This window comes from uncultured Butyricimonas sp. (assembly GCF_959596855.1).
GTDB classification, from domain to species: domain Bacteria; phylum Bacteroidota; class Bacteroidia; order Bacteroidales; family Marinifilaceae; genus Butyricimonas; species Butyricimonas muris.
Map to the genome: position 1 here is coordinate 57,835 of NZ_CAUFYA010000006.1, position 26,168 is coordinate 84,002.

The following is a 26,168-nucleotide window of genomic DNA, read 5'->3' on the forward strand; positions in this document are numbered from 1 at the left end:
CTAAAATGATAGCGAAATGAAAAGAATATTATATACTCTCATTGTATTGTCGACCGTGTTGTTCACGGGATGCCGGGAAGATCAGCTCGAAGGTGAAGGTCCGGGTAAAGAGGTTGCCTTGACGTTCAGCAGCAGGTCTTCTGATTTGTCGGCGGACGCATTAAGCAAGGAAATTACTGGTTTGCATTTATTGATTTTTAACGAGGACGGTACTTTCTCGCAACAAAAGGAATATAACGGGTTGGCTAACGTGACTCCCGTGAAATTGCCTTTGGGGGCTTATACTTTTGCTTATCTTTCCAATATTGACAAACAACAGATTAGCGGGTTGGCAGAGGGCGCTAAACTGGATGATGTTGTTGTCACGTTGCAAGCGGATGCTAACGGTGATATTATTTTGCCCGGTAGTATTTTCTCCGGTACGGATAAGATCACGGTGGGAGAGGATAAGACGAGCGATGCAGCTTTAAGCCGTATGGTGGGACGTCTGGATATCAATGTGAGCGGGTTGAAAGGAGGCGTGGAATTGCAAAGCGTGACTTTGTTGGGCTCCCCAAAATCCGTAAGTTTTAACGGGACTCCCAAAGACACGAAAGCACAATTGAAAGTGCCGATGAGCAAGGACGGGGAATTGATGAAAGGTCAGGCGATAGCTTTCCCGACTTGTGTCGATTCTCTGGCTCGCTTGAAATTCGTGATCGTGGAGGATGGCGAAATAAAGACTTACGTGTCTGCATTGAAAAATAAGGTGGAGGCAAACAAGATTCACACGATCAACGCGAAGGTGAATGTCGTGGGAGGTGTTTTCGACGTGGCGATTGAAATGAGCTTGGAAGAGTGGGGAGCTTCGGAGAGTGAGGATATTACGGCAATTCAGAAAATATATCTTGATAGTTTGACCGTGAAATTCTTGGTGGAGAACGGTTCAACGGTGAATTTTAACCGGGTTCATCATCTGATGGCTGATATCGTGGATGGTAAAGGAGAGCACGTGTATTCTTTGTATGCCAATAAATATGACTCGTACAATTCCCTTTACGTTAGCGAGGATACGCTTATAGTGAAGTGTCGTGACCGGGTGCTTGTCGGGAATTATACCTTGCAAAATATTTCATTGCGGGATTCCGTGGATAATAATCTTTATGCACTGCCTGCCCCGGTGAAGAACGTGGTACTCGATACGACGGGCAACGTGGTGGTCGTGTTGCCGAAGATGCCGGATGTGTCGGTTGATGATAAGGCTGTTATGCTGGAATTGCGGGATGCGATGAGAGCGGCGGGGCTTGATGTTAGTGGTTGGAGCGGGGATAATATTAATTTGTGGTATAACGTGGAGATGAACGCGGCGGGACGTGTCGTGAGAATAGGTTATTCTCGATTAGATGATTATAGTGATAATGATTATGATCACGGGGGAGGGGTAAAGTCGACACAGGCGGCGAAAACAAATGCTAAAGCTTCAAGAAATAGTACTCCGTCTGCTTGGAGTTTGCCGGAGTCTTTCAAGAATTTGACTGAATTAAAATGTTTTAGTACCGGGGAGAGTTCTTATGGCTGCCTGACTGAAATTCCGGCATTTATTAAGGAGATGAGCAAATTGGAGGAGCTTTCTGTTTACACGTATGGCACGACTCTACCCGAATTACCTGTTAGTTTGAAATTGTTGGAAATATGTAGTGAAAGTTTAACGGCGATTCCATCACATATCACTAATCTGGTAAATCTGCAAGTGCTTGTTTTTGAAGTACCTTATGATGATGATGGTAAAAATGAAGATATCGATCTTTCGAAATCTGCGATTTCTTCGGTTAATGTGGACTTTAGTCAACTGACTGAATTAAAATACCTGTTCATTCAAGCGGGGACTAATTGTACTTTCCCGAATGCTTTATGGAATATGACGGGAGAATCGCTTACAGGACTTGCCCTTGCCGGGTTCAGTGGTATAGAGATTCCCACTACCGTGACACGGTGGACGTCTTTGCGGGAATTGGCTTTGGCGAACGATAATCTTACTCCTGCCAATATTCAAGCAATAAAGGATTTGAGACTGGAAGATTTGACTATATATTCTCCTGTTTTTGCACAAAACGGTTTGCCGGATTGGTTGGGACAAATGAGTACGTTGGAGTACTTGACATTGACGAATTGCGGACTCACGGCGATTCCGGACTCGTTCAACGGTCTGACGAATCTGGAAGATTTTGACTTGTCGAGGAATCCGAATCTGACAGGGAAATTGCCTTCCGTGCTGTTGGAAAGATATAATAGCGGTGCGTTGTATGTTTACGTGGAGGATTCCCCGAATTTCAGTCCGGATGGAATCACGCTTGTTATAACTCAGCAAGAAATTAATGCTTCGGGAGATGGCGGTGTGTATGACATTGATATTACATCAAATGGAGCATGGAGTTGTGAGTTGCGTGCCGATTGGGAAGGTTTCATGACCTTGATATACGGGAATGACAGTGTTTCTTACAATTATGAAACTTTAAAAGGAAATGGTAATGCCAAACTGAAAGTGAGGGTGAAACCTAACTTGTACGGGGCAGATTTTTTTAGGAGTGGAGAAGTTATTGTACGTGCCGGGCGCCACTCTACCGGAGCCGTGCGAATTAACCAAGAAGGGGCAACAGTAGAGAAACTTGAAACGAACGGTAAAGATTCGTATTCCGTGGCAGCGGGAGATTCGTTCACGTTTGAAATATTTTCAAATACGGCTTGGTTTGTTGAAACGACATGTGTTGAAGGTGAAGGGACGTTGGAAATGGAACCGTCCGGAGGCGATGGAAACGCATGGACAAAGGGAGAGCTTGTGATGCTGGAAGGCGTGTCGTCGTGTAAGATTTTAGTGAACTTGAAGTCAAAACATTCCGATTTGCAAAGAACAATAACGGTGAACGGGTATCGGAATTGATGATAAAGCGTTCTAGTAATAACCATTAAAATGTATTGAATGAAAAAGTTTATTTATATATTCATGGTATTGTCGTTGGCGCTTAATTTTTGCAGTTGCGGCGGCGGAAGTGGAGAGCCAGATCCGGACCCTGAGCCGAATCCGGACCCAACACCGGGAACGGAAACCGTGAAGGTCGGATTTACCTTGAAAAGCGGTGTCGGCAATTTGGATGATGCCGGTCTGAAAGGGATTATCTCGCACGTGCGTTTGTACGTGTTCGACCAAGCGGGAAAATTGCAGAAAAGCTACAAGTATAATTCCGTGGCGGATATTAAAGACGTGGAATTGGATAAGGGAAGCTACACGATCGCTTTCGTGGGTAATGTACCTGAGGATGCCAATATAGCGGGAGATGCCGTGGGTACGGCTCTTGCCGATATGAAGATTCAGTTGACGAGGAAGAACAATGCAGCCAATTTCACCCCGCTGGGCGACGTGCTTTTTGCCAAGAATACGTTAACCGTGGGTGACGAGGACACGAAAGCGGAGCTTACCGTGAAACGGACGCTCGCGGCAACGAAAGTCCAGATGACGGATAATTCCGGGAGAATTGCCGAGGCGGGAGTGCTTGTCCCTAACGTGGGGACAACGCTTGGTTTCGGGGATACGGAATGGAAGAATCCGGGAACAGTATTCGTGACGATGGCGAAAGGCGGTTTGGCGAGAGGGCTAGGTCGTGCCGAGGGAGATAATAATTATTCGGCAACGATGAATATCGCTGTGATAAATGAAGGCGGTAGCGCGGGAGATAATAATATCGAGTGTAATATTATCGCGAAAGATGATTCAGAGGAGATAATTTTATCCCATCTTTTCAGTCTTGCCGTGGAAACGAACCCGGATATGCAAGTTGTGATGGATATGGAAGTCAACGAGAGTACTTCCGGTGACGGGCAACTGGAGTCTACTTTGAATAAAGTGGAAACGACGGATGAAACCGGAAAGACCGAAACTTTGCCGGACGACAAGATCGAAGAGAAAAAGAATGATGTCGAACTGGAAGTCTTCCCCGATGACTGGGAAACGGGAAACTCGGAAGATATCGAGGTCGGTGAGCCGGGAGGAACAGTTCGACCGGGAGGCACGGAAGAGGATTGGGAGAAGGGTGAGAATGAAGATGTTGTGGTAGGTGATTAAATAAATGGAGAGGCAGGAGAAAATTTCTGCCTCTCTTGTTTTTCTCGTGGGGGAGGATAGAAGGAGAGTATAGATGAGATTATATTTGGTTTATCGGAATGATTTATGTAATTTTGCAATACAACTTTAAATTTGCATAAATGACTGGAATGAATTTTATAAACAGAGAGTTAGCAGAGGTTATTCGAGAAGCGGTAGCTTATTTTCCTGTAATTACAATCACGGGACCGCGTCAGTCCGGGAAGACGACGCTTATATGTAACTTGTTTGAAAATCTACCCTATTTTTCACTTGAAAATTTGGATGTCAGGGATTTTGCCTTGCGTGATCCGATCGCATTTTTGAACCAGCATCCTGACGGTATGATACTGGATGAGGTACATAATGCTCCCGATTTACTTTCGTATATTCAAGGAATGGTGGATGAAAACCCTCGACGTCGGTTTATTCTTTCGGGCAGTTCGCAATTTGCAATGCTTAGAAAGGTATCGCAGTCGTTAGCCGGGCGTACAGCCGTGTTTGAGTTATTACCGATGTCTTACTCTGAAATAAAAGAGTTATCAAAAGAAAAGTCATTGGATGAATTGCTATTTGATGGTTTTTATCCGGCAATATATTCGGGAAGTAATGTTCCTAAATTTTTGTATCCTTCGTATGTAAAAACTTATTTGGATAAAGATGTACGGGATTTGTTACAGATAAAAGATATGATGCAATTTCATACTTTTATAAGACTTTGTGCGGGGCGGATAGGTTCATTGTTTAATGCTTCCGAGCTATCTAATGAGGTTGGGGTTGCTGTTAATACGATCATGGCATGGCTGTCTGTGCTTCAAGCGTCTTATCTCGTGATGTTATTGCCGCCTTATTTTGCAAATTCACGTAAACGGCTGACAAAAACGCCTAAATTGTATTTCATGGATACGGGACTTGCTTGTTATCTATTGGGTATCGAATCAGCAGAGCAGTTGGCACGGGATAAGATGCGCGGGGCTATTTTCGAGAATTTTGTGGTGATGGAAGCTCTCAAGAAACGTTATAATGAGGGAAAAGAGAGTAATTTGTTTTTTTACAGGGATAGTAATCAAAATGAGGTGGATTTGTTGATGAAGCGGAATGATGGATTTGTCGGTGTCGAGATTAAATCTGCTATGACTTATAACCGTGACTTTGAAAAAACATTAAGGCTGTTTGATTCTTGGATAAAAGAACCGGTGGTTGAAAAGGCTATTGTTTATGCAGGTATGTTAGAAAATAATGTGGGAGAGATTAAACTATTAAACTACTCTAATTTTGATACTATACTTAAATAATTCTTGAGGTGTCGTTTTAGGGATATTCCGTAAATACAAATGATTCCCCTTCAATAGAAGTTTACCCGTTCAGCTCAAACCTTACCCGGTTCACGATGGAACGTCCCAAGGTGAGTTCGTCGGTGTATTCGAGGTCATTGCCGACGGCGATGCCTTTGGCGAGAGTGCTGACGAGTAATTCGTCTTTACGGGGTAGTTTCTTGAAGATGTAGTAACCCGTGGTGTCGCCTTCGATGGTGGCACGGAGGGCAAAGATAATTTCTTTCACGGGGGTGTTGGCTACCCGTTCCAGCAGGCTCGTGATGTTGAGGTCGGAGGGTCCGATACCGTCCATGGGCGAGATAATGCCGCCGAGGACGTGGTAGAGTCCGCGATATTGTCCGGTGGCTTCGAGGGACATGATGTCCTTGATGTTTTCCACGACACAGATGGTCTGTGCATCCCGTTTGGGGTCGGAACAAATTTCGCACATGTCTTCGTCGGAGATATTGTGGCATTGACGACATTCTCGGATGGATTCTTTCAAGGCAGTGATGCTATCCGTGAATTGCTTCACTTCCTCGGGGCTTTGCCGGAGCATGTGCAGCACGTAGCGCAAGGCGGTTTTGCGTCCTATTCCCGGGAGGGAAGCAAATTGTTCTACCGCTTTTTCCAGTAATTTGGACGATAAAGATTGCATGTTTACTCCTCTTCTTTGAATTTTATATCACGGATCATCATTTGTATGTCACTCCTGCCCATGAATTCATTTTCCTGCAGGGTATAGCATATATCGAAGTATTCACCTTTGCTGATGCGGGAGAAATCTTCCCCCATGCCGAAGGCGATACCGCTCCGGTCGTTGCATAAGCGGGTGTCGTCAACAACCACTAACTTGAGGTGTTCATTGTTTCTGCCCACTTGTTTCGAGCCGATGAAGTTTGTCACATTGTCGGTCATGAATACCGGAATCGTGTTGTTGGGACCGAACGGGGCGAATTTTTGAATCATCGTGTAGAGTTCCGCCGTGATATCGTTCAGTTTAATTTGCACGTCGATGTTGATTTGAGGCGTCAACATCTCTTCGGTAATGGTTTCGCTCACGATTTTTTGGAATTTGGCTTTAAAAGGCTCAATGTTTTCCAGTTTCAGAGTCAAACCTGCCGCGTATTTGTGTCCGCCGTAATTTTCCAGATACTCGCTGCATTGCGAGATGGCGTAGTACAAGTCAAATCCTTCCACGGAACGGGCGGAGCCTGTTGCCAGACCGTTTGATTCGGTGAGGATGACTGTCGGGCGATAGTAGTATTCCGTCAACCGGGAAGCCACGATACCGATGACACCTTTGTGCCAGTTCGGGTTGTAAAGTACGGTAGCTTTTTGGGTTTGATCGTAGTGGGATTGGTTGATGTATTCGAGGGCTTCTTCGGTGATGTCGTGGTCGAGTTTTTTGCGTTGGTCGTTGAAGTTATTGATGCTCCCTGCAACTTCCGCCGCTTTTTTCTCGTCATCGGCAATCAGCAGTTCCACGGATTTGTTCCCCGATTCTACCCGACCTGCTGCGTTGATTTTCGGTCCTATGCGGAACACGATGTCGTTCACGGTTAGGTCTTTGTCAATACCGGAGAATTTTAATATGGTTTTCAGCCCAAGACTGGGATTCTGGTTCAATTGCAACAGTCCGAAATAAGCAAGAATACGATTCTCTCCCGTGATCGGCACGATATCGCTAGCTATGCTGACACAAACCAGATCGAGTAACTTGTACAAGTCGGACATGGGGAGGTTGTGTCTGAGGCTGTATGCCTGTGCTAGTTTGAAACTGACACCGCAACCGCTTAGCCAGCGGTAGGGGTAATTACAGTCTTTTCGTTGCGGATCGAGGACTGCCACGGCATCGGGAAGTTCATCTCCCGGCGTGTGGTGGTCGCAGATGATAACATCCACGCCTTTTGATTTGGCATAACGTACCTTTTCAACAGCCTTAACCCCGCAGTCGGTGACGATCATCAGTGATATGCCGTTCTCTGCCGCGTAATCAATGGCACGAATGGAAACCCCGTATCCTTCCGTGTAACGGTCCGGGATGTAATATTCCGGATTCTCGCATTTGTTCTTGAGATACTTGTAAAGTAAGGCTACAGCTGTTGTCCCGTCCACGTCGTAATCGCCATAGATCATGATCTTTTCTTCGTTGCCAATGGCTCTCTCCAATCGGGTGACCGCTTTATCCATATCCTTCATTAGGAATGGATCGTGCAGCATGTTAAGGGTTGGGTTGAAGAAAGCATGAGCCTCTTCTGCAGTATTCACACCCCGTTGAAGTAACAGGTTTGCAATGACGTAACTGCAGTCAAGATCTTTGGATAATGCGTCTATTTTTGCCCACTCGGGTGGGGTATTGATAACCCATCTTTTCTTCATTATTTACTTTCTCCTATTCAACTTACAAAGAAGCGGAATTTCCTCGGGATTTCAAAAGAATAGCGATTATATTTTTTAACAGGTTGTGACGATGGGGGATTATGCGTTTGTATTTCAATCGGGTAGAGTTTGAAAAGTTCATAAAGTTTATAAGGTTTATAAAGTTCATAAAGTAACGGACGTCCTTCGGACAGGGTCTTAAACCTTATAAACTTTATGAACCTTATGAACTTTATAAACTTTAATTATTATCTTTGCAGTTCAAAAGTAAATATAACCCTTAAAAGTATATAAGAATGAGTCTTGCAGAATTAAGCGAACAGGAAATTATTCGCCGGAACTCTTTGAACGAGTTGAAGAATTTGGGAATTAATGCCTATCCGGCACCGGAATTTAAAGTAACTCACCTTTCTAAAGAGATTCTTGATAAATTTGAAAAATCACCGGAGGAATTGCAGGAAGTTGTGATTGCCGGGCGAATGATGAGTCGACGCATCATGGGTAAGGCTTCATTTTTTGAATTACAAGACGCCGAGGGTAGGATTCAGGTCTACGTGAGTCGGGATGATGTGAGTCGGGATGAAGCTTGCACGATGTATAACACGGTATTCAAAAAGTTGATGGATATCGGGGATATCGTTGGAGTGAAAGGGTTCGCGTTCCGCACGAATATGGGAGAGATTTCCGTGCACGCGAAAGAGCTGGTGATGTTGTCCAAGTCCTTGCGTCCGCTTCCGATCGTGAAAGAGAAAGACGGGAAGGTTTTTGATGCTTTTACCGATCCGGAATTGCGTTATCGTCAACGTTATTTGGATTTAATTGTGAACCCGCAGGTGAAGGATGTTTTTATCAAGCGGACGAAGATGATCAACGCTATCCGGCAGTTCTACACGGAAATGGGATGTCTGGAGGTGGAAACTCCCGTGTTGCAAGCGATACCGGGCGGTGCTTCAGCACGTCCTTTTATCACGCATCATAATGCATTGGATATCCCGTTTTATTTGAGAATCGCCAACGAGTTGTACTTGAAACGTCTGATCGTGGGGGGATTTAACGGCGTGTTCGAGTTTTCGCGGAATTTTCGGAATGAAGGTATGGACCGTACACATAACCCGGAATTTACTTGTATGGAGGTGTACGTGCCTTATAAGGATTATTTATGGATGATGGATTCCACGGAGCGCATGATTGAAGCTGCCGCTATTGCCGTGAACGGAACTACAAAAGCCGTTTTCGGGGAGAATGAAGTGGATTTCAAACCACCTTTCAAGCGGGTGAAGATGTCCGAGGCAATCATGGAATATACCGGGTTTGATATTACCGGCAAGAGCGAGGACGAGATACGTGAGTTTTGTTTGTCTATCGGTTTAAAGGTAGATGAAACCATGGGGAAAGGAAAATTGATTGACGAGATATTCGGGGAGAAGTGCGAAGGGCATTATATCCAACCGACGTTTATTTATGACTATCCAGTAGAGATGTCCCCGTTGACTAAAATGCATCGTAATGATCCGGGATTGACGGAACGTTTCGAGTTGTTCGTGAACGGGAAAGAGGTGGCTAATGCTTATTCCGAGTTGAATGACCCGATCGACCAGTTGAATCGGTTCAAGGATCAGTTGGCTCTTCAAGAGAGAGGGGACGACGAGGCGATGTTCATCGATTATGATTTCGTGCGTGCGCTAGAATACGGGATGCCGCCGACTTCCGGCATGGGTATCGGTATCGACCGTTTGTGCATGTTCTTGACCAATAGCCTGTCTATCCAAGATGTGTTGCTTTTCCCGCAGATGAAGCCGGAAAAGGTGGTCGTGAACGATCCGGACGAGAAGTTTATCGAGTTGGGTATTCCTGCCGACTGGGTACAAGTGGTGCGCAAGGCCGGATTCCAGACCGTAGAGGCTTTGAAAACGGTGGAAAATCCGAACAAGTTGCATCAAGAGTTGAGCGGCTTGAACAAGAAGATGAAATTAGGATTGAAGACTTTGTCACAGGACGAAGTAAAGGATTGGTTCAAATAAGTTCATAAAGTTTATAAGGTTCATAAGGTCTATAAAGTTTTTGTTTTTACCTTATGAACTTTATGAACTTTAAAAACTTTATAAACTATATGATATGGAAATAGTGGATAAACCGCGGATTGGTGTTGTGGGCGGAGGTAGTTGGGCTACCGCAATCGCGAAAATGCTGACAGAAAATAACGGGCATATCAATTGGTTCATGCGAAATATCGAATCGATTAAAGCCTTTAAAGTATTAAAACACAACCCGAGGTATCTGTGTGAAGTCGAGTTCGATTTGGACAAGATCACATTCACGGATGATTTGGACAAGCTGGTAATGAATTCCGACGTGATCGTGTTTGCCATTCCAAGCGCTTTCGTGAGAAATGTCGTGACTTCAAGATTGCAGATCCCCTTGAAAAATAAAGTGATTGTTTCCGCTATTAAAGGATTGATTCCGGATGAGAACTTGACTATCGGGGAGTTCTTTCATCAACAATATGAAGTGCCTTTGGAGCAGATCGTGATTATATCCGGACCTTGCCACTCGGAAGAGATAGCTTTGGAACGTTTGTCGTATCTCACGTTCGCGAGCCAGAATCTGAAAATAGCCCGGTTGGTGGCGCAATTGTTCGAGTGCTTTTACGTGAAGACCACGATATCCGATGATATTTACGGGACGGAGTACGGAGCCGTGTTGAAGAACGTGTTTGCTATCGCGGCGGGTATTTGTCACGGTTTACGTTACGGGGATAATTTTCAAGCCGTGCTGATATCCAATGCTATTCAGGAGATGGAACGTTTCGTGAACACGGTACATCCCATGCAGCGGGACATTAAGTTTTCGGCTTATCTGGGGGATTTACTCGTGACATCCTATTCGCAGTTTAGCCGGAACCGGACGTTCGGAACGATGATCGGGAAGGGCTATTCCGTGAAATCGGCTCAAATGGAGATGTTAATGATTGCCGAGGGATATTTCGGAGTGAAAGGTATTCACGAGATAAACGAAGAATTTAAGGTGCATATGCCGATCACCAATGCCGTGTATAACATTCTCTACGAGCGTATCAGTCCCACGATGGAGATCCGTTTGCTGACAGATGAACTGAGATAATTTTCAATTGTATGAGGTTTTGGAAGTGTGTACGAAAGGCCGTGCCCGTGGCAATGAAGACGTCGATGTGGTTTTTGAAAATCATGTTGCCGGTTTCTTTGTTCGTGACGTTGCTCTCGTATTTTAATATCCTGCCTTATATATCTTCTTTCGCGGCTCCCCTGTTCACGTTGATCGGATTGCCGGGAGATGCGGCTTTGGTTTTTGTGACCAGTATATTCACGAATATATACACGGTGATAGCGTTGCTTGCCACGTTGGATTTTTCCGTGAGGGAAAGCCTTATTATGGCGACCATGTGCTTGATCTCGCACAACTTTATCGTGGAAACCTTGGTGTTGCAGAAAACGGGATCTTCGGCAAGGGGAATGATATTCCTTCGCGTAGCGGGAAGTTTCGTGGCGGCTATCGTGTTAAATTGGATATTGCCGGAGATGGGTGGTCAGATGATGGCGGAAACGGCAGTCGCGATGAACTTGGGTGATACTTTAATCCATTGGTTGGAGAGTAGTTTGATGTTGTGCGTGAAGATCGTGTTGATGATTACCGGGTTGATGATATTGCAGCGGGTTTTGGAGGAATTTGGGGTGTTGAAGATTCTTTCCTCGATGTTATCGCCGTTGATGCGGGTGTTCGGGTTAAAACCGGATGTGGCATTCCTGTGGCTCGTGGGCAACACGGTTGGTCTGGCTTACGGTTCGGCAATTATGCTGGAATACGCCAAAGAAGGAAAACTGGCACATCAGGAAGCGGATTTGTTGAATTACCATTTGGCGATTTCCCATTCGCAACTGGAAGACCCTTTGTTGTTCGTGGTGATGGGGTTGCCTATAGGCTGGCTGATATTTCCCCGTGTCGTGTTGGCGATAATCGTGGTGTGGATTAGGCGGGGGATTTATGGTTTGCGGGCACACGCACATCCGGTCGTAAAAGTAGAAAACGTTAGTATATAAATATATGAAATATACCATAGAAGAGGTTTTAAACGAAAAGCAGGCAAAAGAATTTCTGGTTTTGCCGGTAGCCTTGTATAAGGATGACAAGAACTGGGTACGACCTTTGGATAGTGATATCACGAAAGTATTTGACAAGGATAAGAATCCTTTCTTTAAACACGGCGAATGTACTCGTTGGTTGCTTCGGGATGAAAGCGGGAAATGTGTCGGACGTGTGGCGTCATTTATCGACGAAGATACTTGCCGGTTAGATTCTTATACCGTGGGTGGTATGGGTTTTTTCGAATGTATTAACGATCAGGAAGCTGCTTTTATGTTGTTCGATCGTTGTCGTGCTTGGTTGGAAGAACGGGGGATGGAAGCTATGGAGGGACCGGAGAATTTCGGGGAACGTAATGAATGGTGGGGATTGTTGGTGGATGGTTTTAAACCGCCAGTATTCCAGATGCCGTACACGCACCCGTATTATGTACCGTTTTTCGAGAATTACGGGTTTCGCGATTACTTCAAGCAATATATTTATCGTACGCCGATGGTGATGGAGAGCCTCTCCGAAGTGGTGATTTGGAAATCCGAAAGGTTGTTGAAAAACGGAGATTATCGGATTATATCTTACCGGGAGATGACACCGGAACAAGCGAAATCTTCTTTTCTTACCATTTATAACAAGGCATGGAATCTGGACGTGCATGGTGTGGCAGGCATGGAGAAAGAGCAGGTGGACGTGCTGTTCAAAACATTGAAACCAGTATTGGATCCGGACTTGCTTTATTTCGCTCATTACAAAGGTGAACCGATAGGATTCTTTATCACGATTCCCGAATTGAATTATATCGTGAAGCACGTGAACGGGAAAATTAGCGGTCTGGGTATTTTGAAATTCTTGTATTATCGCTATCTAAAACCGGGACGTGTCGCTTTGGGATTGATATTCGGGGTTGCCGCGGAGTATCAAGGACGCGGGGTGGAGGCTGCCATGATCTATGCTTTCTGTAAAAGAATGATAGAGGATAAAAAACGATATGATTGGTTGGACTTGAGTTGGGTCGGTGATTTCAATCCCCAAATGATGCATTTGATGCACTATATCGGGGCGAAGCAATCCCAAACGTACATCACGTACCGGAAATTGTTCAGGGATGATATAGAATTTCATCGGTCAGCAGATAAAAAACAAATGAAATCATAAATCATAAATCGTAAATCATAAATCATAAATCGATATGTCTTGGTTAGGTGACCTGTTTTTCGGGCAAGGGGTTGCACATTCTGTTTTGATGTTCGCGATCGTCATCGCCTTGGGAATCGTGTTGGGCAAGGTGAAGGTTTGGGGAATTTCTTTGGGTATCACGTGGATTCTTTTCGTGGGAATTATCTGTAGTCATTTTGGAATGCAGGTAGACGGGCATATTTTGCATTTCGTACAGGAGTTCGGGTTAATCCTGTTCGTGTATTCGGTCGGGCTGCAAGTGGGACCGGGATTCTTTTCTTCTTTCCGGAAAGGAGGAATGACGTTAAACATGTTAGCGACGGGAATCGTGTTGCTGGGTGTTGTCACTACCTATATTATTCATGTTGTCACGGGACTGCCTATCACGACGATGGTTGGAGTCCTGTCCGGAGCCGTGACGAATACCCCGGGACTGGGAGCCGCGCAGCAGGCTTACATGGATGCTTCCGGGATGGAAGACCCGACGATTGCGTTGGGATATGCCGTTGCCTATCCGTTGGGTGTGGTCGGAATTATCTGTTCGATTATGTTGATGAGGGTGCTTTTCCGGGTGAATCTGGAAAAGGAAAATGAGGCGTTGGAACGGGAAGATACGGACAAAGGAAGCAATGCGCAACAGTTTTCCGTGCGGGTGACCAATCCTGCCTTGTTTGGAAAAGATTTGAAGGAAGTAACTCGTTTGATAAACCGGAAGTTTGTATTTTCCCGGGTTTATCACGAAGATGATAGTATTGAACTTGGTTCTTCCGAAACTTGTTTGAGTGCCGGGGATAAATTACTCGTGGTGGCGGCCTTGCAAGACATTGATGCTATCACGGCATTCTTGGGCGAAAGGGTTGAAGTCGAATGGGAGAAATTAGATAAAAAACTTGTATCCCGACGTATTGCTATCACGAAAGCCGCGGTGAACGGGAAAATGTTGGGTGAGATGAAGTTGAGGAATTGTTTCGGGGTGAACGTGACACGGGTGAATCGTGCGGGAGTGGATTTGGTGGCAAGACCGAATCTGCAATTGCAGATTGGTGACCGTTTGACGGTGGTGGGACCGGAGGCGGCTGTCAATAACGTGGCAAAGGTGTTGGGTAACTCTCTACGCCGTTTGCGCGAACCGAATTTGGTACCTATCTTCTTGGGTATATTTTTAGGTATTGTACTGGGAAGTATTCCGTTTACATTCCCCGGAATCCCACAACCCGTGAAACTGGGATTGGCGGGAGGTCCTTTGATTGTTGCTATTCTGGTTAGCCGTTTCGGGCCTCAATACGGGTTGGTGACTTATACCACCATGAGTGCGAACCTGATGTTGCGTGAAGTGGGTATCGCTTTATTCCTTGCCAGCGTGGGATTGCGTGCGGGAGATGGTTTCGTGGAAACGATTATCAATCAAGGCGGTTATGCGTGGATCGGTTATGGTTTTATTATCACGATCGTTCCTTTGATTATCATGGGAATCGTGGCTCGGGGAATATACAAGATCAACTATTTTACATTGATGGGATTGATAGCCGGAAGTATGACAGACCCGCCTGCCTTGGCGTATTCTAACGGGATGGCGGGAAACGATGCCCCCTCGGTAAGTTATGCCACGGTGTACCCGCTCACAATGTTCTTGCGGGTATTGACGGCACAACTGTTAATTTTGCTGTTCGCATAGGATTCCGCCTCCGATAACCCTGTCGCCCCGGTAGAACGCCACGGGTTGTCCCGGGGCAACAGCCCATGCCGGGGCGGCAAGGCGCACGAGAAGCGATGTGTCCGGGAGCGTGGAAATTTGAGCGTAGCCTTGCGGGTTTAGTCCCAGCCCGCGCACTTTTACTTCTATATCTGTCGCTAGGAACTCTTGGGGATCTATGAAATGATAGTTTTTCACGAGAAGTTCCGTGCGGTAGAGAGAGGATTTGTCGCATGCGATAATTTGATTGTTACGGGCATCGATTTTCGCTACATATTGCGGGTTCCCGTTTTTTAAGGGAATGCCTCTTTTCTGTCCTATCGTGTAATTCCCGATGCCATCGTGTTCGCCGATAATATTGCCTGTTTCGTCCATGATCTTCCCCGTTTGGAAACAGGATGCCGTATCGGGTTGGCGGGCAATGAAATCCCGGTAATCCCCGCCTTCAAGGAAACAGATGCTCATGCTCTCCCGTTTGGTGGCTAACCGGATGTAGCTGTATTGTCCGGCGATTTCTTTTACCTGTGCTTTCGTGTAATTCCCCAGCGGGGTGATCGCGCGGGCAAGAATCTCTTCCCGGACACCCCACAGAAAGTAGGATTGGTCTTTGTTCGGGTCAATGCCTTTATGCACGTAGGAGTGATGGTTGTAGGCTTGTATCCGGATATAATGTCCTGTTGCGATATGGTGTATTTTCAGATCATCGGCAAGTGCGCATAACAAGTGCCATTTCACGAAGCTGTTGCAGACTGCGCAGGGGTTGGGGGTGACTCCGGAAAGGTAACCTTTAACGAATGGGGCTACAACCTGACATGCGAAAAGAGCCCTGTCGTCGACCCGGAGTAATTCTATCCCGGTAGCGTGGCAAAGATTATCCAATTCGTTTTCTTGTGCCGGGAATGTCGGGGAATCCCATAGCCTGAGATTGACGCCAATTACTTTAAAACCTTGCTGTTGTAGCAGAAGGGCTGTCACGAAGCTATCTACTCCTCCGCTAAGACCTACCACAATTTTTGTCATATCGCTTATTTTTGGAAACAAAAATAAGCATTAATTTGCCCTCCCTGTTGTTTTGCTCGATAAAATTCCCTTATTTTGCAACGTGAAAAACGGGAGTGGCTCAGTTGGTAGAGCATCGGTCTCCAAAACCGAGGGTCGGGAGTTCGAACCTCTCCTCCCGTGCAGAAAGGGCTGTGTTTCGACACAGCCCTTGGTTTATAAGGTCTATAAAGTTCGTAAAGTTTGTAAGGTTCATAGGGGAGCGTGCTAATATAACACTTGGTGGTTTTACAATCCCTTTGTTATTACGGGAAGTCCGAAGAAGCCTTTTTGTAAAGTCAGTACCTTTGTTTTTCCTACCGAGGTTTTGTTGTAAGCCGAGAGGGATACGTGTAAGTTTTTTTTCATCCCGTCGGCGAAAACCACTTCCAGGTAATATTCTTTACGTGTCCCGTCTGCCACGTACCTGCCTCTGCCTACCCGCCGTGTTTTCTGGCGTGTTTTTTGGTATTTATTCTGCACGACAACCTCCTCTTGTTTCTCGGATGCCGGGTCAACCCAGTAATAGTTGCCCGCGAGGAGCGAGGCATAGCTTAAAGCTCCCACGCAAATCATATGGCAAAGCAAATTGAGAATTTTATCTTCTCCTGTTGTCAACCATGTCCACATTTTATAGAAGGGGATAGTGAGAACGGCTATCATCAAAGATATTAGCACAGGCGTTGACCAATTGACCAACGTGTGTTCGTTAAAGAGGTAGCCGATTGTGTACAAGATAATAACGACACAAAGCACCAGTACGCGAAGTACTTTCATAAATGTAGATTTCATAATATAGCGACATTAAGAGTTACAAATATAGCGATTTCTTTTTTTTAATGTTATTTTCGCGTTGGTTAGTAGTATGGAAAGGATATGATAAAATTGGTAATTTTTGATCTGGATGGGACGTTGTTGAATTCGCTGGAAGATTTGGCGGCAAGTACGAATTATGCTTTACGCCGGTACGGGTATCCGGAACACGAGTTGCCTGCCTACCGCTATTTCGTGGGGAACGGGATAGATAAATTGCTTGAACGGGCTTTGCCGGACGCCGTGCGGACTCCGGAAAATGTGATGAAGATTAAGGAGGATTTTGTGGCGTATTATGCCGTGCATAAAGCGGATTTCACGGCTCCTTATGCCGGAATCCCCGAGTTGCTGGGGGAATTGAAGCGGCAAGGTATTTTATTAGCCGTGGCATCCAATAAATACCATGAAGCAACCGTAGCCCTTATCCCCGCATATTTTGGCGAAGGACTTTTTGATTTTGTATTCGGGCAACGGGAGGGGATTGCTATTAAGCCTGATCCGACGATTGTCTATGATATTATAAAAGCAGCAGGTGTCCGAAAAGAGGAAGTGCTTTACGTGGGAGATTCCGGTGTGGATATGCAGACCGCTGTGAATAGCGGGGTGACTTCCGTCGGTGTGACTTGGGGCTTTCGGGATCGGGAAGAGTTGTTGGCAAACGGGGCTTGCCATGTTGCGGAATCTCCATTAGATATACTGGCAATATTGAATGAAATATAAAAATATATGCTAATTTTGCACTAAACATGAACTGGCATGGTGGGTAGTGAAAAAATATTGTCATTGTATAAACAGAACGAGAAGGTGGCGATGCAGTTGCTTTTTGATGTTTATTACGACCCTCTTTTATTGTATTGCAACCGGATGGTACATGATGCGGAGGGTGCGGAAGACATCGTGCAAGAATGTTTCGTGCACCTGTGGTTCTCCCGGCGATTGCAAAGTTTTGAGGGGGATTTGGAACGGTTTATGTTTCAGGCTGTGAGGTTTCGAACGATTAATTATATCCGGGATAAACATCGCCGGGATAAAATGCACGACGATTCTTCCGTTGATGATTATATTTTACCCGGTATTCTCCGGGAGGAGGAAGCGGGACAAGAGATTGAGTTGTTGTATCGTACGATAAATCGCTTGCCGGACGAATGCCGGAAAATATTTTTGATGGCAGCTCTTGACGATATGAAATACCAAGAGATCGCCGACGCCTTGCAGATCAGTGTGAATACCGTGAAAACTCAAATGAAAATAGCCCTCCGTTTTTTGCGGGAACATTTGAATAAAGAATCTTTTTCTTCCATTTTGCTTTTCTTCGTGGAGGACGTGTTTTAATTTTTTTGCGGCAAGGCAAAAAAAATTCATTTTCTTTTCACCCTAAATGAAAAGTGTGGTGATATATAAGTAAACGACCCATAATAATGAGTATGAAAGAAAATGAAATAGATCGGATTTTGGCAGACCTTGTTGCGGGGGAGCGTATTTCCGCGGAGGATCGGCAAATCTTGGAAAACTGGAAAGAGGTTTCCGGGCGAAATTCCCGTTTTGAGCGGGAGATGCGGGAAATAGCCTCCTCTGGTGCGAAATTGCATCATCGGCGGAAGAACGAGATCGTCTTTGAACAAGTGGAGCAGGTCGTGAGAAAACGACGGGGGAGGGTCCGGTTGATGCGGCAATTGTCGGTGGCGGCAGGTATAGCCTTGTTCGTGGGGATGGCGGTTTATTTTATGCTCTCGGGAGAACGGCAAACGGGAACTTCAGTACGGGTGGCTACCGCAAGGATCATGCCCGGGAGTGTGCGGGCGGAGTTGGTTTTGCCGAGGGGAGAGGTGGTTTATTTGGATTCCACCACCCAAGTGGTGCTTGCTGCCGATAGCTTGAACCCGCGAGTGATGAGCGACGGGAGTACGCTGATTTATGGTGCGGAAGAGAAGAACGAGCAGGTGGAGTACCACACGATTCGGGTACCCCGGGGCGGGGAATATAATTTGCAGTTGGCGGACGGTTCCAAGGTCTATTTGAACGCGGGATCTTCGTTACGTTATCCCGTCCGCTTCGCGGGGAAACGGCGGGAAGTCATTTTAACCGGGGAAGGATATTTCGAGGTGGCAAAAGATACAGCCCGTCCCTTTGTCGTGAAGGCGGGTGAGATTGACGTGCGGGTGTTAGGGACGGCGTTCAACGTGAACGCTTACCCGGAGAGGGAAACCGTTGCCGCAACGCTGGTGGAAGGTAGTGTGCAGGTGAATTATAAAGCAGGGCAGCAAGTGATACGACCCGGGATGCAACTCGTGTATGACAAGCAAAACGGGAAGGCGGAGGTGAACGTGGTGGATACCGAGGTGTACACTTCTTGGAAAGACGGGTATTATTATTTCAAGCGGGAACCGCTGGAGAATATTATGGAGGTACTTTCCCGGTGGTATGATTTGAATGTCTTTTATCAGAATCAAGATTTGAAACGTATGGAATTCGGGGGACGCTTGAAGCGTTATGACGATATCAGTTATCTGTTGAAGAAAATGGAGGAAACTCAAGATGTCGAATTTATAATAAAAGGAAACACGATAACCGTGCAAAGAAAAACAGATTGAAGACCTGAGCAATCTTCAACCTGCCGTTAATCAAGTATACTTTCCGATTCATTTGCAGCGATAGGGAAGTATATCATGTACAATTATAAATACAAAACTATGAAAAAAAGGCGAAATTGCGCTTGGCGATGCCATGGGAAGTCATGGCGAAAAATGTTAATGTTTATGAAATTGTTGAGTGTTTTACTATTTGGCGTGTGTATGTCATTGAGCGCCAGCGTGCTGTCGCAAAATGCGAGAGTGACGGTGGATATGCGAAACGTGGCATTAACCACGGTGTTGGAAGAACTGGGGAAGCAGTCGAAGTGTGATTTCTTCTACAATTACGCTTTGATGCAGACGAAAGGGATGGTCAGCGTGAAAGCCGAAAACCGGGAACTCGGGAAGGTGTTGGAAGAGTTGTTGCCCGGGTTGGGGCTGGCGTTTACTTTTGACCGGAATGTCGTGGTGATCCGGGAGAAGGTCGATGACGAGAAGCCGAAATCCGTGCGTGTGAAAGGGTACGTCTTCGACAAACAGAAGCAATCGATGCCGGGTGTGACGGTGAAAGTCGCCGGGCTGACCATCGGGACGTCGACGAATGCGCAGGGATGGTTCGCCCTGGATCTGCCCATGACAAGCGGGACGCTGGAGTTCACGTTTATCGGGTTTAAGAAGAAGACGCTGGACTTTACCGAGAAGATGGCGAAAGACACATTGCGCGTCACGATGGAGGAGGACGTGCAGGAGTTGGACGAAACGGTGGTTGTGGCTTTCGGGCAGCAGAAGAAGGAGAGCGTCGTGTCGGCGATTACCACGGTGCGCCCGATGGACTTGAAGTCGTCGAGCAGTGACCTGACCACCAGCTTTGCCGGTAAAATCGCCGGTATCGTGGGGTGGCAGACGGGTGGCCTTCCCGGTGCGTTGACCGAGGAGGAGATGAATACCAAGTTCTACATCCGGGGTATCACTTCGTTCCAGACCGGGGCGAACATCGACCCGTTGATCCTGATCGATGGCGTCGAGTCCTCCAAGCTGGATTTGGCGCGTATGGCTCCGGAGGATATCGAGAGTTTCTCCGTGATGAAAGATGCGGCGGCGACGGCCATGTACGGAGCCCGCGGGGCGAACGGCGTCATCCTCGTGACCACCAAGAAAGGGGAGGAAGGCAGCGTCTACACCTCCGTGCGTTACGAGGCGGTGGCTTCCATGCCGACGAAGAAACTGGACATCGTGGATCCCGTGACCTACATGCGCATGTATAACGAGGCGCTGATGGCGCGCGACCCGCTTGCCGTGCCCCGTTATTCGGCACTCGACATCAGCCGCCGGCAGAACAAGAGTTTCCCGTCGTGGGCGTATCCCGCCAATGACTGGGAGAACATCCTCTTCAAGGATTACAACATCAACCACCGTCTGGGCGTCAACATCCGGGGCGGCTCGAAGGTGATGCAATACTACGCGTCGGTCAACTATGTCCGGGACATGGGTATGCTCAAGACCGACCGCTTGAACGAGTTCGACGTGAACATCAAGAACAGCACGCTTTCGTTCCGCGTGAACCTGAACGTGAACCTGCACCGCAACATCAAGTTGCTCTACAACAGCCAGACCAACTGGGATAAATACCACGGTCCCATGGTGAGCGTGGCGCAGGCTTACAAAATGGCGCTGGAGAGTGATCCCGTGCGGTTCGCACCGATCTATCCCGCCGACTTGGAGCATAACTGGGAGCATATCCTTTTCGGCGGGTACTCTGAGACGGGACAGGAAAACCCCTACATGCAGATCCACGCGGGCTACTTGGAACGGAACCGGTACAGTACGACCAACCAGTTGGAATACATCCACAACCTCTCTTCCCTGGTGAAGGGACTGGAGTTGCGCGCCCGCGTGGCGTTGAGTCAGTCGGGTTACTATTCGATGCCCTTCTCTACCAAACCCTATTCCTACCGGCTGCAAAGTTTCGACGAGTCCATGGGCGTGCACAAGCTCTTTGCCCTGAACCCCTCCAGCGGCGACCGGACGATCGATTTGAACGCCGATGACAAGAAATCTTACATGGACACCCGTCTGACCTACGAGTTGCGCGCCTACCACACGGCAGCGTGGGGCGACCACCAGACGAGCTTGACCGCCGTGCTTAACGCGATGGAATCGACGAGTTCCGCGCCGGAAAAGTATCTCGAGGCGGTGGAACACCGGAATTTAGGGTTCTCCATGCGTGGAACGTACGGGTTCAAGGACCGCTATTTCGTGGAAGCGAGCTTCGGGTACAACGGTTCCGAGCGTTTCGCCAAAAAGAACAAGATGGGATTCTTCCCCGCCGCCGGCGTGGCGTACGTGATTTCTAGCGAGCCTTTCATGGCGGGTGCCGCCAACTGGCTGCCTTTCTTGAAATTGCGTGCCTCCTACGGGAAAGTCGGGAACGACGGGATTATCAATACGCCCCGTTTCGTCCATCTGCCGGAGGTCGTGGATTCCGGGATGAATTCCCAGCAGCCCGGGGAAACTTCGACCAAGGGATGGAAAGTCACGAATTACGCCAACGAGAACATCAAATGGGAAATCGCCGAGCAGGTGAATGTCGGCGTGGAGGCAAAACTCTTCAAGGGCATCGGCGAGTTCACCGTGGACGTTTACCAGGAGATCCGCCACAACATCCTCTCCTACCGGACGGTCATTCCCGCCCACGTGGGTATCGAAAGCAAACAGTTGGACAATATCGGGAAAGTGCGTTCCCGGGGCCTCGACTTTTCCGGGAAGATCCAGCACGCCTTCTCGCCCGACTTGTGGATTATCCTGAACGGAACCTTCACTTATAACAAAGCGACTTACATGAGCCTCGAAGAGGCGTCCGACACGCCCGAGTGGCAGCGCAAGACGGGGCATGAAATCTCGCAGCAGGTCGGTTACATCGACCAGGGGCTGTTCCGCGACGATGCCGAGGTTGCCGCCGCCCCCACGCAGAGCGGGAAGTACGGCCCCGGCGATATCCGTTACCGGGACGTGAACAACGACGGGATCATCGACATCAAGGATGCCGTGCATATCGGCTTCCCCGAAACCCCGCGGATCACGTACGGGTTCAGCGGCTTCATCAACTACAAGGGATGGGAGTTCAACTTCGCTTTCCAAGGCTCCGGCAAGCGCGGCTTCTTTATCAACCCGACGAGCATCTCCCCGTTCTATGGCGGCAGAAACGTGTTGCAGGCGATTGCCGACGACCACTGGACGCCCGAGAACATGAAAAACCATCCCCTCTGGCCCCGCCTGTCGGTCCAAAACATCGCCTACCACAACCAGGAAGAGGGAATGTACAAGGTGAATTACGCTACACCGACGGCTTACAAGAGCACCTATTTCATGCGCGAGTGCAGTTTCTTGCGTTGCACGGCGCTGGAGTTGGCGTACAACCTGCCCGACAGCTGGAAACGCAAGATACGGATGCAAAACGTCAAGGTTTTCGTGCGTGCCAACAACCCGTTCATCATTACCAACTTCAAGCTGTGGGATGTCGAGTTGGGCGATAACGGCTTCAATTACCCGATCCAGAAAACCTATGCTATTGGCTTGAATTTTAGCTTCTAACTTGAAAACGAATTACATGAAAATGAATTATATGAAAAAAATCATCAGCATCGCCTGCCTGTCCGCCTTCCTGTGGACGGGATGCGATTACCTCGACATCGTGCCGGAGAACGATATCAAGTCGGTCGAGACCATCTTCGAGCAGCGCGCCCAGGTGGACGGCTGGGTGGCGACCTGTTACCGGAACATGTCCGGCATGGCGAACATCTGTTCCAATTTTGCCCTTACCGGCGCGGATGAGCTGGTCGGGAACGATATCCTGCGGGAGGGAATGGGTTCGTTTGCCCCTCCGATCATCGGCTTCAAGATCGGCGACGGGGTGCAGTCGGCGTTAAGCCCCATCAGCGATTCCTGGACGAACACCTCTTATTACGCCACCATCCAGTATTGCAACACCTTTTTCGAGAACATCGGCAACACGCTGAACATGGAGCAGGAGGAGAAGGACTTGTGGACGGCGGAAGTGAAAGCGGTCAAGGCGTTCCTCTATTTCCAGCAATTGCGCAAATACGGGCCGATCATTCTGCTGCCCACGACCATCGGGGTGGAGAAGAGCATATCGGAGATGAAACTCCCGCGTAGCCACGTGGACACCTGTTTCAACGAAATCGTCCGGCTGCTCGACGAGGCGATAGAGGTGCTCCTGCTGCGGGCGGAGAAAACGGCTGCCCGCCAGGGATACTTCCACAAGGAGTCGGCGCTCGCCCTGAAGGCGATGGTGCTGGTCTACCAGGCATCGCCCCTCTTCAACGGCAATCCGGCGTACTCTTCTTTCCGCAACCGGAAGGGCGAACCGCTGTTCAGCACGTCGGCAGACAAGGAAAAATGGCGTCGTGCCGCCGAGGCATGCGATGAAGCAATCCGGGTGTGCGATGACGCCGGCTGGGGGCTGGTGCAGGGCAACACGGGTGAGGCTTCCCCGCTGCTCAACACGCTCAAGGACATCGAACAGTCCGTGCAGGCGCCCGGCAGCGTGAGCAAGGAGATTGTATTCCAGGCTAAAACGCAGTATTCTTCGATGGCTGCCTGGAACTATTTCCTCGCCCATACCTTGCCGGTCATCCTCAATGCTTCTGGGTATAACGACCAGCTGCAGAATGCTCCTTCGGACGGCTCGATGTCGCCTTCCATGAAGATGGTGGAGATGTATTACACCGAGAACGGCCTGCCCATCGATATGGACAAGGAGTGGGAATTCGCGAAACGCTACCAGATGGGTGAAGAACTGCGCTCGAAATACGACCGGATCATCCCGAAAGGGACGCGGGTGCTCAACCTGCACCTGAAACGCGAACCGCGGTTTTACGCCAGCATCCTCGGCGACCGCATGAACTGGCGGGGACGCATCAAGAACAATACCAGCGAAATCCAGAACCCGAGGGTCATCGAGGCGCGCAAGGGCGAGTATTTCGGGACGGACCTCTCCTTCCGGAGTACCCGTGCGAACCAGAACCTCACCGGTTACTGGCTGATCAAGCACATCTACACCGACCTGGTGGTGGATAATTATCGCAAGAACGTGGAAGCCAAGGGCGACCTGCCAATGCCGCTTATCCGGGTGGCGCAGCTCTACCTGATGTCCTCGGAGGCATGGAACGAGTACCTCGAAACCCCGGACGACCGCGTTTATGCTGGTATCGACAAGGTTCGCGTGCGTGCCGGCATCCCGGACGTGAAAAAGGCGTGGAGCGAGCATTCCCTTAATCCGGAACTTGCCACGACCCAGGCGGGCATGCGCCAGATTATCCGCCGCGAGACGAACATCGAGCTGGCATTCGAGGGGCAGCGTTTCTGGAACCTCCGCCGCTGGCTGGAAGCCGACGAGCTGAACGAGCCGCAGATGGGCTGGAATATCGTCGCCGATTCGGAGGAAGGCTTCTACAATGATTACAAGGGACCGGTGCCTGCCTGGTCGCTGCGGGGATTCATCACGCCGCGGGATTACTTCTTCCCCATCAGTTCGCAGGAGGTGATGGTGTCTGGCGTCGTGCAGAATCCGGGATGGTAAAATGGAGTATAAACAAAAAAAAGATAAAAAGATATGAAATACAAATGGTTATCGATATTATTCCTGTGGGGTGCCTGGGCAGCCTGCGAGGATGACGCGGCGGTTTTCGAGGCATCGGTGCCGGCGGAGGGGATTACCTTCGCTCCCGTGAACGGCGGGGCGGTGATGCGCTATGCCTTGCCGAAAAACACGGATATCTACGCCGTGCGCGTGCGCTACGTGAATGAACAGGGCGAAGAACAGATGAAGGACGGGAGCGTTTACGGCGATTCGCTCGTCCTGTCCGGTTTCAATGCCCCGCAGCAGGAGGTGGTGGCGCGGATTACGGTGGTGGACCGCAACAACGTGGAGTCCGACCCCCGGGAGCGCACCTTTTCCACCCTGCCGTCCGCGGCGTATGCGGTTGCCGACAGCATCCGGGTGGAGAATGTCTGGAACGGCCTCATGCTGAAGGCGAATTACGAGGGAATGCCGGCAGGGGAGGGCATCGACATCTTCCGGGTGGGCATCAATCCTTTCACGAAGGAGCGGGACACCTTGTTTCTGACCAATTGCAAGATCGCCCAACGCCTGAACCAGTTCGTCGAGGTGGTGAGTGACGAGGACGAGAACACCATCGTGGTGAAGACCGTGGATGCCAACGGCTATTACGTGCGCACGCGCGTGTTCCCCAGCGTGAAGATTCTGGCTACCGAGCAATATCCGCGCACGAAGCTGGAGGTTTCCGACCCGGGAGGCTTTAGCGAGGAGCGCGGCACGTCGACCCTTTACAATGTAGCGGGACAACTGGGAATCAAGTATCTGATCGACGGGGATGTGAAAGGATACGGAAGATTGAAGAATAGAAAAAACAATGATTTTTACACGTACATGACGAAAGCGGACGCCAAAGACAGCTACGTGGTGCTTATGCTGGATGAACCGCGTGTGATTGCTACCGTGCGCCTGTATGCCATGTTGCGGGCGTCGTCCGGCTACCTGCCTGACCCGGTGGTCAATCTGGAGGATTATACTCCATCTCATGTGAAGGTGTTCGGTTCTAATGACATGGAGCAGTGGGATGAACTGTCGGATTTTTATCAGCCGATCGATTTAGGGTATGAGGATTGCTGGGTTAGCCACTCTTCCATCGGGGATTTGACGGAAGAGAATCTGGACCGGGCGAATCCCGTGTTCATGAACTTGGTTTGCCCGACTGACGGCACGGAATATAAATACGTGAAGGTGCAGTGCTTGGCCCATTTCGATTATTCGACCTGGAATGATCAATTCAGAAACTTCAGGAACATCTTTACCTACCAGGAATTGGAAGTTTACGTACAAAAAGATTAAGCGATGAAACATAGATATATTTGCA

18 protein-coding genes and 1 tRNA gene are annotated in these 26,168 nt (G+C 48.4%); 15 read left to right on the plus strand and 4 right to left on the minus strand.

Annotated elements, in window-relative coordinates; genetic code table 11:
* Window positions 1-16 precede the first annotated feature (16 nt).
* The 3 genes from Q5866_RS04255 to Q5866_RS04265 all read left to right on the plus strand — a co-directional run bounded on the left by Q5866_RS04255 (window position 17) and on the right by Q5866_RS04265 (window position 5,409).
* Window positions 17-2,917, plus strand: a complete 2,901-nt coding sequence (locus tag Q5866_RS04255) for a FimB/Mfa2 family fimbrial subunit (protein WP_303179044.1) — start codon at window positions 17-19, stop codon at window positions 2,915-2,917.
* Between the two features lie 39 nt (window positions 2,918-2,956).
* A complete protein-coding gene (locus tag Q5866_RS04260; protein WP_303179046.1) occupies window positions 2,957-4,096 on the plus strand; it encodes a FimB/Mfa2 family fimbrial subunit in 1,140 nt (379 codons plus the stop codon).
* 140 nt (window positions 4,097-4,236) lie between these two features.
* Window positions 4,237-5,409, plus strand: a complete 1,173-nt coding sequence (locus tag Q5866_RS04265) for an ATP-binding protein (protein ID WP_303179047.1) — start codon at window positions 4,237-4,239, stop codon at window positions 5,407-5,409.
* 61 nt (window positions 5,410-5,470) lie between these two features.
* On the opposite strand, the gene recR is transcribed toward Q5866_RS04265, so the two are convergent.
* Window positions 5,471-6,088: a recombination mediator RecR gene (gene recR / locus Q5866_RS04270; RefSeq protein WP_186978069.1), complete on the minus strand. Its 618-nt coding sequence runs from the start codon at window positions 6,086-6,088 to the stop codon at window positions 5,471-5,473.
* A 2-nt stretch (window positions 6,089-6,090) separates the two neighbouring features.
* Window positions 6,091-7,812, minus strand: coding sequence for a single-stranded-DNA-specific exonuclease RecJ (gene recJ, locus Q5866_RS04275; RefSeq protein WP_186978067.1), 1,722 nt, complete (start codon window positions 7,810-7,812; stop codon window positions 6,091-6,093).
* 296 nt (window positions 7,813-8,108) lie between these two features.
* Between recJ and lysS the strand changes: the two genes are divergently transcribed.
* From lysS to Q5866_RS04300, 5 genes are all read left to right on the plus strand, one after another.
* Complete coding sequence (lysS, locus tag Q5866_RS04280) at window positions 8,109-9,833, plus strand: lysine--tRNA ligase (protein ID WP_186978065.1); 1,725 nt, start codon at window positions 8,109-8,111, stop codon at window positions 9,831-9,833.
* A 94-nt stretch (window positions 9,834-9,927) separates the two neighbouring features.
* Window positions 9,928-10,932, plus strand: a complete 1,005-nt coding sequence (locus tag Q5866_RS04285; RefSeq protein ID WP_292265762.1) for an NAD(P)H-dependent glycerol-3-phosphate dehydrogenase — start codon at window positions 9,928-9,930, stop codon at window positions 10,930-10,932.
* A gap of 11 nt (window positions 10,933-10,943) precedes the next feature.
* The gene (locus tag Q5866_RS04290; protein ID WP_303179051.1) at window positions 10,944-11,885 is read left to right on the plus strand and encodes a nucleoside recognition domain-containing protein; all 942 of its coding nucleotides are present in this window, start codon (window positions 10,944-10,946) and stop codon (window positions 11,883-11,885) included.
* Between the two features lie 4 nt (window positions 11,886-11,889).
* Entirely contained in the window at window positions 11,890-13,077 is a 1,188-nt protein-coding gene (locus tag Q5866_RS04295; RefSeq protein WP_303179053.1) for a hypothetical protein, read from the plus strand.
* 34 nt (window positions 13,078-13,111) lie between these two features.
* Complete coding sequence (locus Q5866_RS04300) at window positions 13,112-14,773, plus strand: putative transporter (protein WP_303179055.1); 1,662 nt, start codon at window positions 13,112-13,114, stop codon at window positions 14,771-14,773.
* Here Q5866_RS04300 and mnmA read toward each other — a convergent pair.
* Window positions 14,753-15,811: a tRNA 2-thiouridine(34) synthase MnmA gene (gene mnmA / locus Q5866_RS04305; protein ID WP_303179057.1), complete on the minus strand. Its 1,059-nt coding sequence runs from the start codon at window positions 15,809-15,811 to the stop codon at window positions 14,753-14,755. The genes Q5866_RS04300 and mnmA overlap by 21 nt on opposite strands.
* Before the next feature lie 89 nt (window positions 15,812-15,900).
* Between mnmA and Q5866_RS04310 the strand changes: the two genes are divergently transcribed.
* Window positions 15,901-15,973 (plus strand) — tRNA-Trp (locus tag Q5866_RS04310).
* Between the two features lie 105 nt (window positions 15,974-16,078).
* On the opposite strand, the gene Q5866_RS04315 is transcribed toward Q5866_RS04310, so the two are convergent.
* Window positions 16,079-16,621: a hypothetical protein gene (locus Q5866_RS04315; RefSeq protein WP_303179059.1), complete on the minus strand. Its 543-nt coding sequence runs from the start codon at window positions 16,619-16,621 to the stop codon at window positions 16,079-16,081.
* An 84-nt stretch (window positions 16,622-16,705) separates the two neighbouring features.
* Here Q5866_RS04315 and Q5866_RS04320 point away from each other — a divergent pair, with 84 nt between their 5' ends.
* The 6 genes from Q5866_RS04320 to Q5866_RS04345 all read left to right on the plus strand — a co-directional run bounded on the left by Q5866_RS04320 (window position 16,706) and on the right by Q5866_RS04345 (window position 26,143).
* Entirely contained in the window at window positions 16,706-17,362 is a 657-nt protein-coding gene (locus Q5866_RS04320; RefSeq protein WP_270488244.1) for an HAD family hydrolase, read from the plus strand.
* A 36-nt stretch (window positions 17,363-17,398) separates the two neighbouring features.
* Window positions 17,399-17,974 carry an RNA polymerase sigma-70 factor gene (locus Q5866_RS04325; RefSeq protein WP_270488245.1) on the plus strand — a complete coding sequence of 192 codons (576 nt, stop codon included), beginning with the start codon at window positions 17,399-17,401 and terminating at the stop codon, window positions 17,972-17,974.
* An 86-nt stretch (window positions 17,975-18,060) separates the two neighbouring features.
* The gene (locus Q5866_RS04330; RefSeq protein WP_270488246.1) at window positions 18,061-19,233 is read left to right on the plus strand and encodes a FecR family protein; all 1,173 of its coding nucleotides are present in this window, start codon (window positions 18,061-18,063) and stop codon (window positions 19,231-19,233) included.
* A 165-nt stretch (window positions 19,234-19,398) separates the two neighbouring features.
* Window positions 19,399-22,803: a TonB-dependent receptor gene (locus Q5866_RS04335; RefSeq protein WP_303179064.1), complete on the plus strand. Its 3,405-nt coding sequence runs from the start codon at window positions 19,399-19,401 to the stop codon at window positions 22,801-22,803.
* A 31-nt stretch (window positions 22,804-22,834) separates the two neighbouring features.
* The gene (locus Q5866_RS04340; RefSeq protein ID WP_303179066.1) at window positions 22,835-24,811 is read left to right on the plus strand and encodes a RagB/SusD family nutrient uptake outer membrane protein; all 1,977 of its coding nucleotides are present in this window, start codon (window positions 22,835-22,837) and stop codon (window positions 24,809-24,811) included.
* 33 nt (window positions 24,812-24,844) lie between these two features.
* Complete coding sequence (locus Q5866_RS04345) at window positions 24,845-26,143, plus strand: DUF4959 domain-containing protein (protein WP_270488248.1); 1,299 nt, start codon at window positions 24,845-24,847, stop codon at window positions 26,141-26,143.
* Window positions 26,144-26,168 lie beyond the last annotated feature (25 nt).

Coding starts and splice junctions, on each gene's coding strand:
- Q5866_RS04255 (WP_303179044.1), top strand. CDS start 17: ATGAAAAGAATATTATATACTCTCATTGTATTGTCGACCGTGTTGTTC.
- Q5866_RS04260 (WP_303179046.1), top strand. CDS start 2,957: ATGAAAAAGTTTATTTATATATTCATGGTATTGTCGTTGGCGCTTAAT.
- Q5866_RS04265 (WP_303179047.1), top strand. CDS start 4,237: ATGACTGGAATGAATTTTATAAACAGAGAGTTAGCAGAGGTTATTCGA.
- recR (WP_186978069.1), bottom strand. CDS start 6,088: ATGCAATCTTTATCGTCCAAATTACTGGAAAAAGCGGTAGAACAATTT.
- recJ (WP_186978067.1), bottom strand. CDS start 7,812: ATGAAGAAAAGATGGGTTATCAATACCCCACCCGAGTGGGCAAAAATA.
- lysS (WP_186978065.1), top strand. CDS start 8,109: ATGAGTCTTGCAGAATTAAGCGAACAGGAAATTATTCGCCGGAACTCT.
- Q5866_RS04285 (WP_292265762.1), top strand. CDS start 9,928: ATGGAAATAGTGGATAAACCGCGGATTGGTGTTGTGGGCGGAGGTAGT.
- Q5866_RS04290 (WP_303179051.1), top strand. CDS start 10,944: ATGAGGTTTTGGAAGTGTGTACGAAAGGCCGTGCCCGTGGCAATGAAG.
- Q5866_RS04295 (WP_303179053.1), top strand. CDS start 11,890: ATGAAATATACCATAGAAGAGGTTTTAAACGAAAAGCAGGCAAAAGAA.
- Q5866_RS04300 (WP_303179055.1), top strand. CDS start 13,112: ATGTCTTGGTTAGGTGACCTGTTTTTCGGGCAAGGGGTTGCACATTCT.
- mnmA (WP_303179057.1), bottom strand. CDS start 15,811: ATGACAAAAATTGTGGTAGGTCTTAGCGGAGGAGTAGATAGCTTCGTG.
- Q5866_RS04315 (WP_303179059.1), bottom strand. CDS start 16,621: ATGAAATCTACATTTATGAAAGTACTTCGCGTACTGGTGCTTTGTGTC.
- Q5866_RS04320 (WP_270488244.1), top strand. CDS start 16,706: ATGATAAAATTGGTAATTTTTGATCTGGATGGGACGTTGTTGAATTCG.
- Q5866_RS04325 (WP_270488245.1), top strand. CDS start 17,399: ATGGTGGGTAGTGAAAAAATATTGTCATTGTATAAACAGAACGAGAAG.
- Q5866_RS04330 (WP_270488246.1), top strand. CDS start 18,061: ATGAGTATGAAAGAAAATGAAATAGATCGGATTTTGGCAGACCTTGTT.
- Q5866_RS04335 (WP_303179064.1), top strand. CDS start 19,399: ATGAAATTGTTGAGTGTTTTACTATTTGGCGTGTGTATGTCATTGAGC.
- Q5866_RS04340 (WP_303179066.1), top strand. CDS start 22,835: ATGAAAAAAATCATCAGCATCGCCTGCCTGTCCGCCTTCCTGTGGACG.
- Q5866_RS04345 (WP_270488248.1), top strand. CDS start 24,845: ATGAAATACAAATGGTTATCGATATTATTCCTGTGGGGTGCCTGGGCA.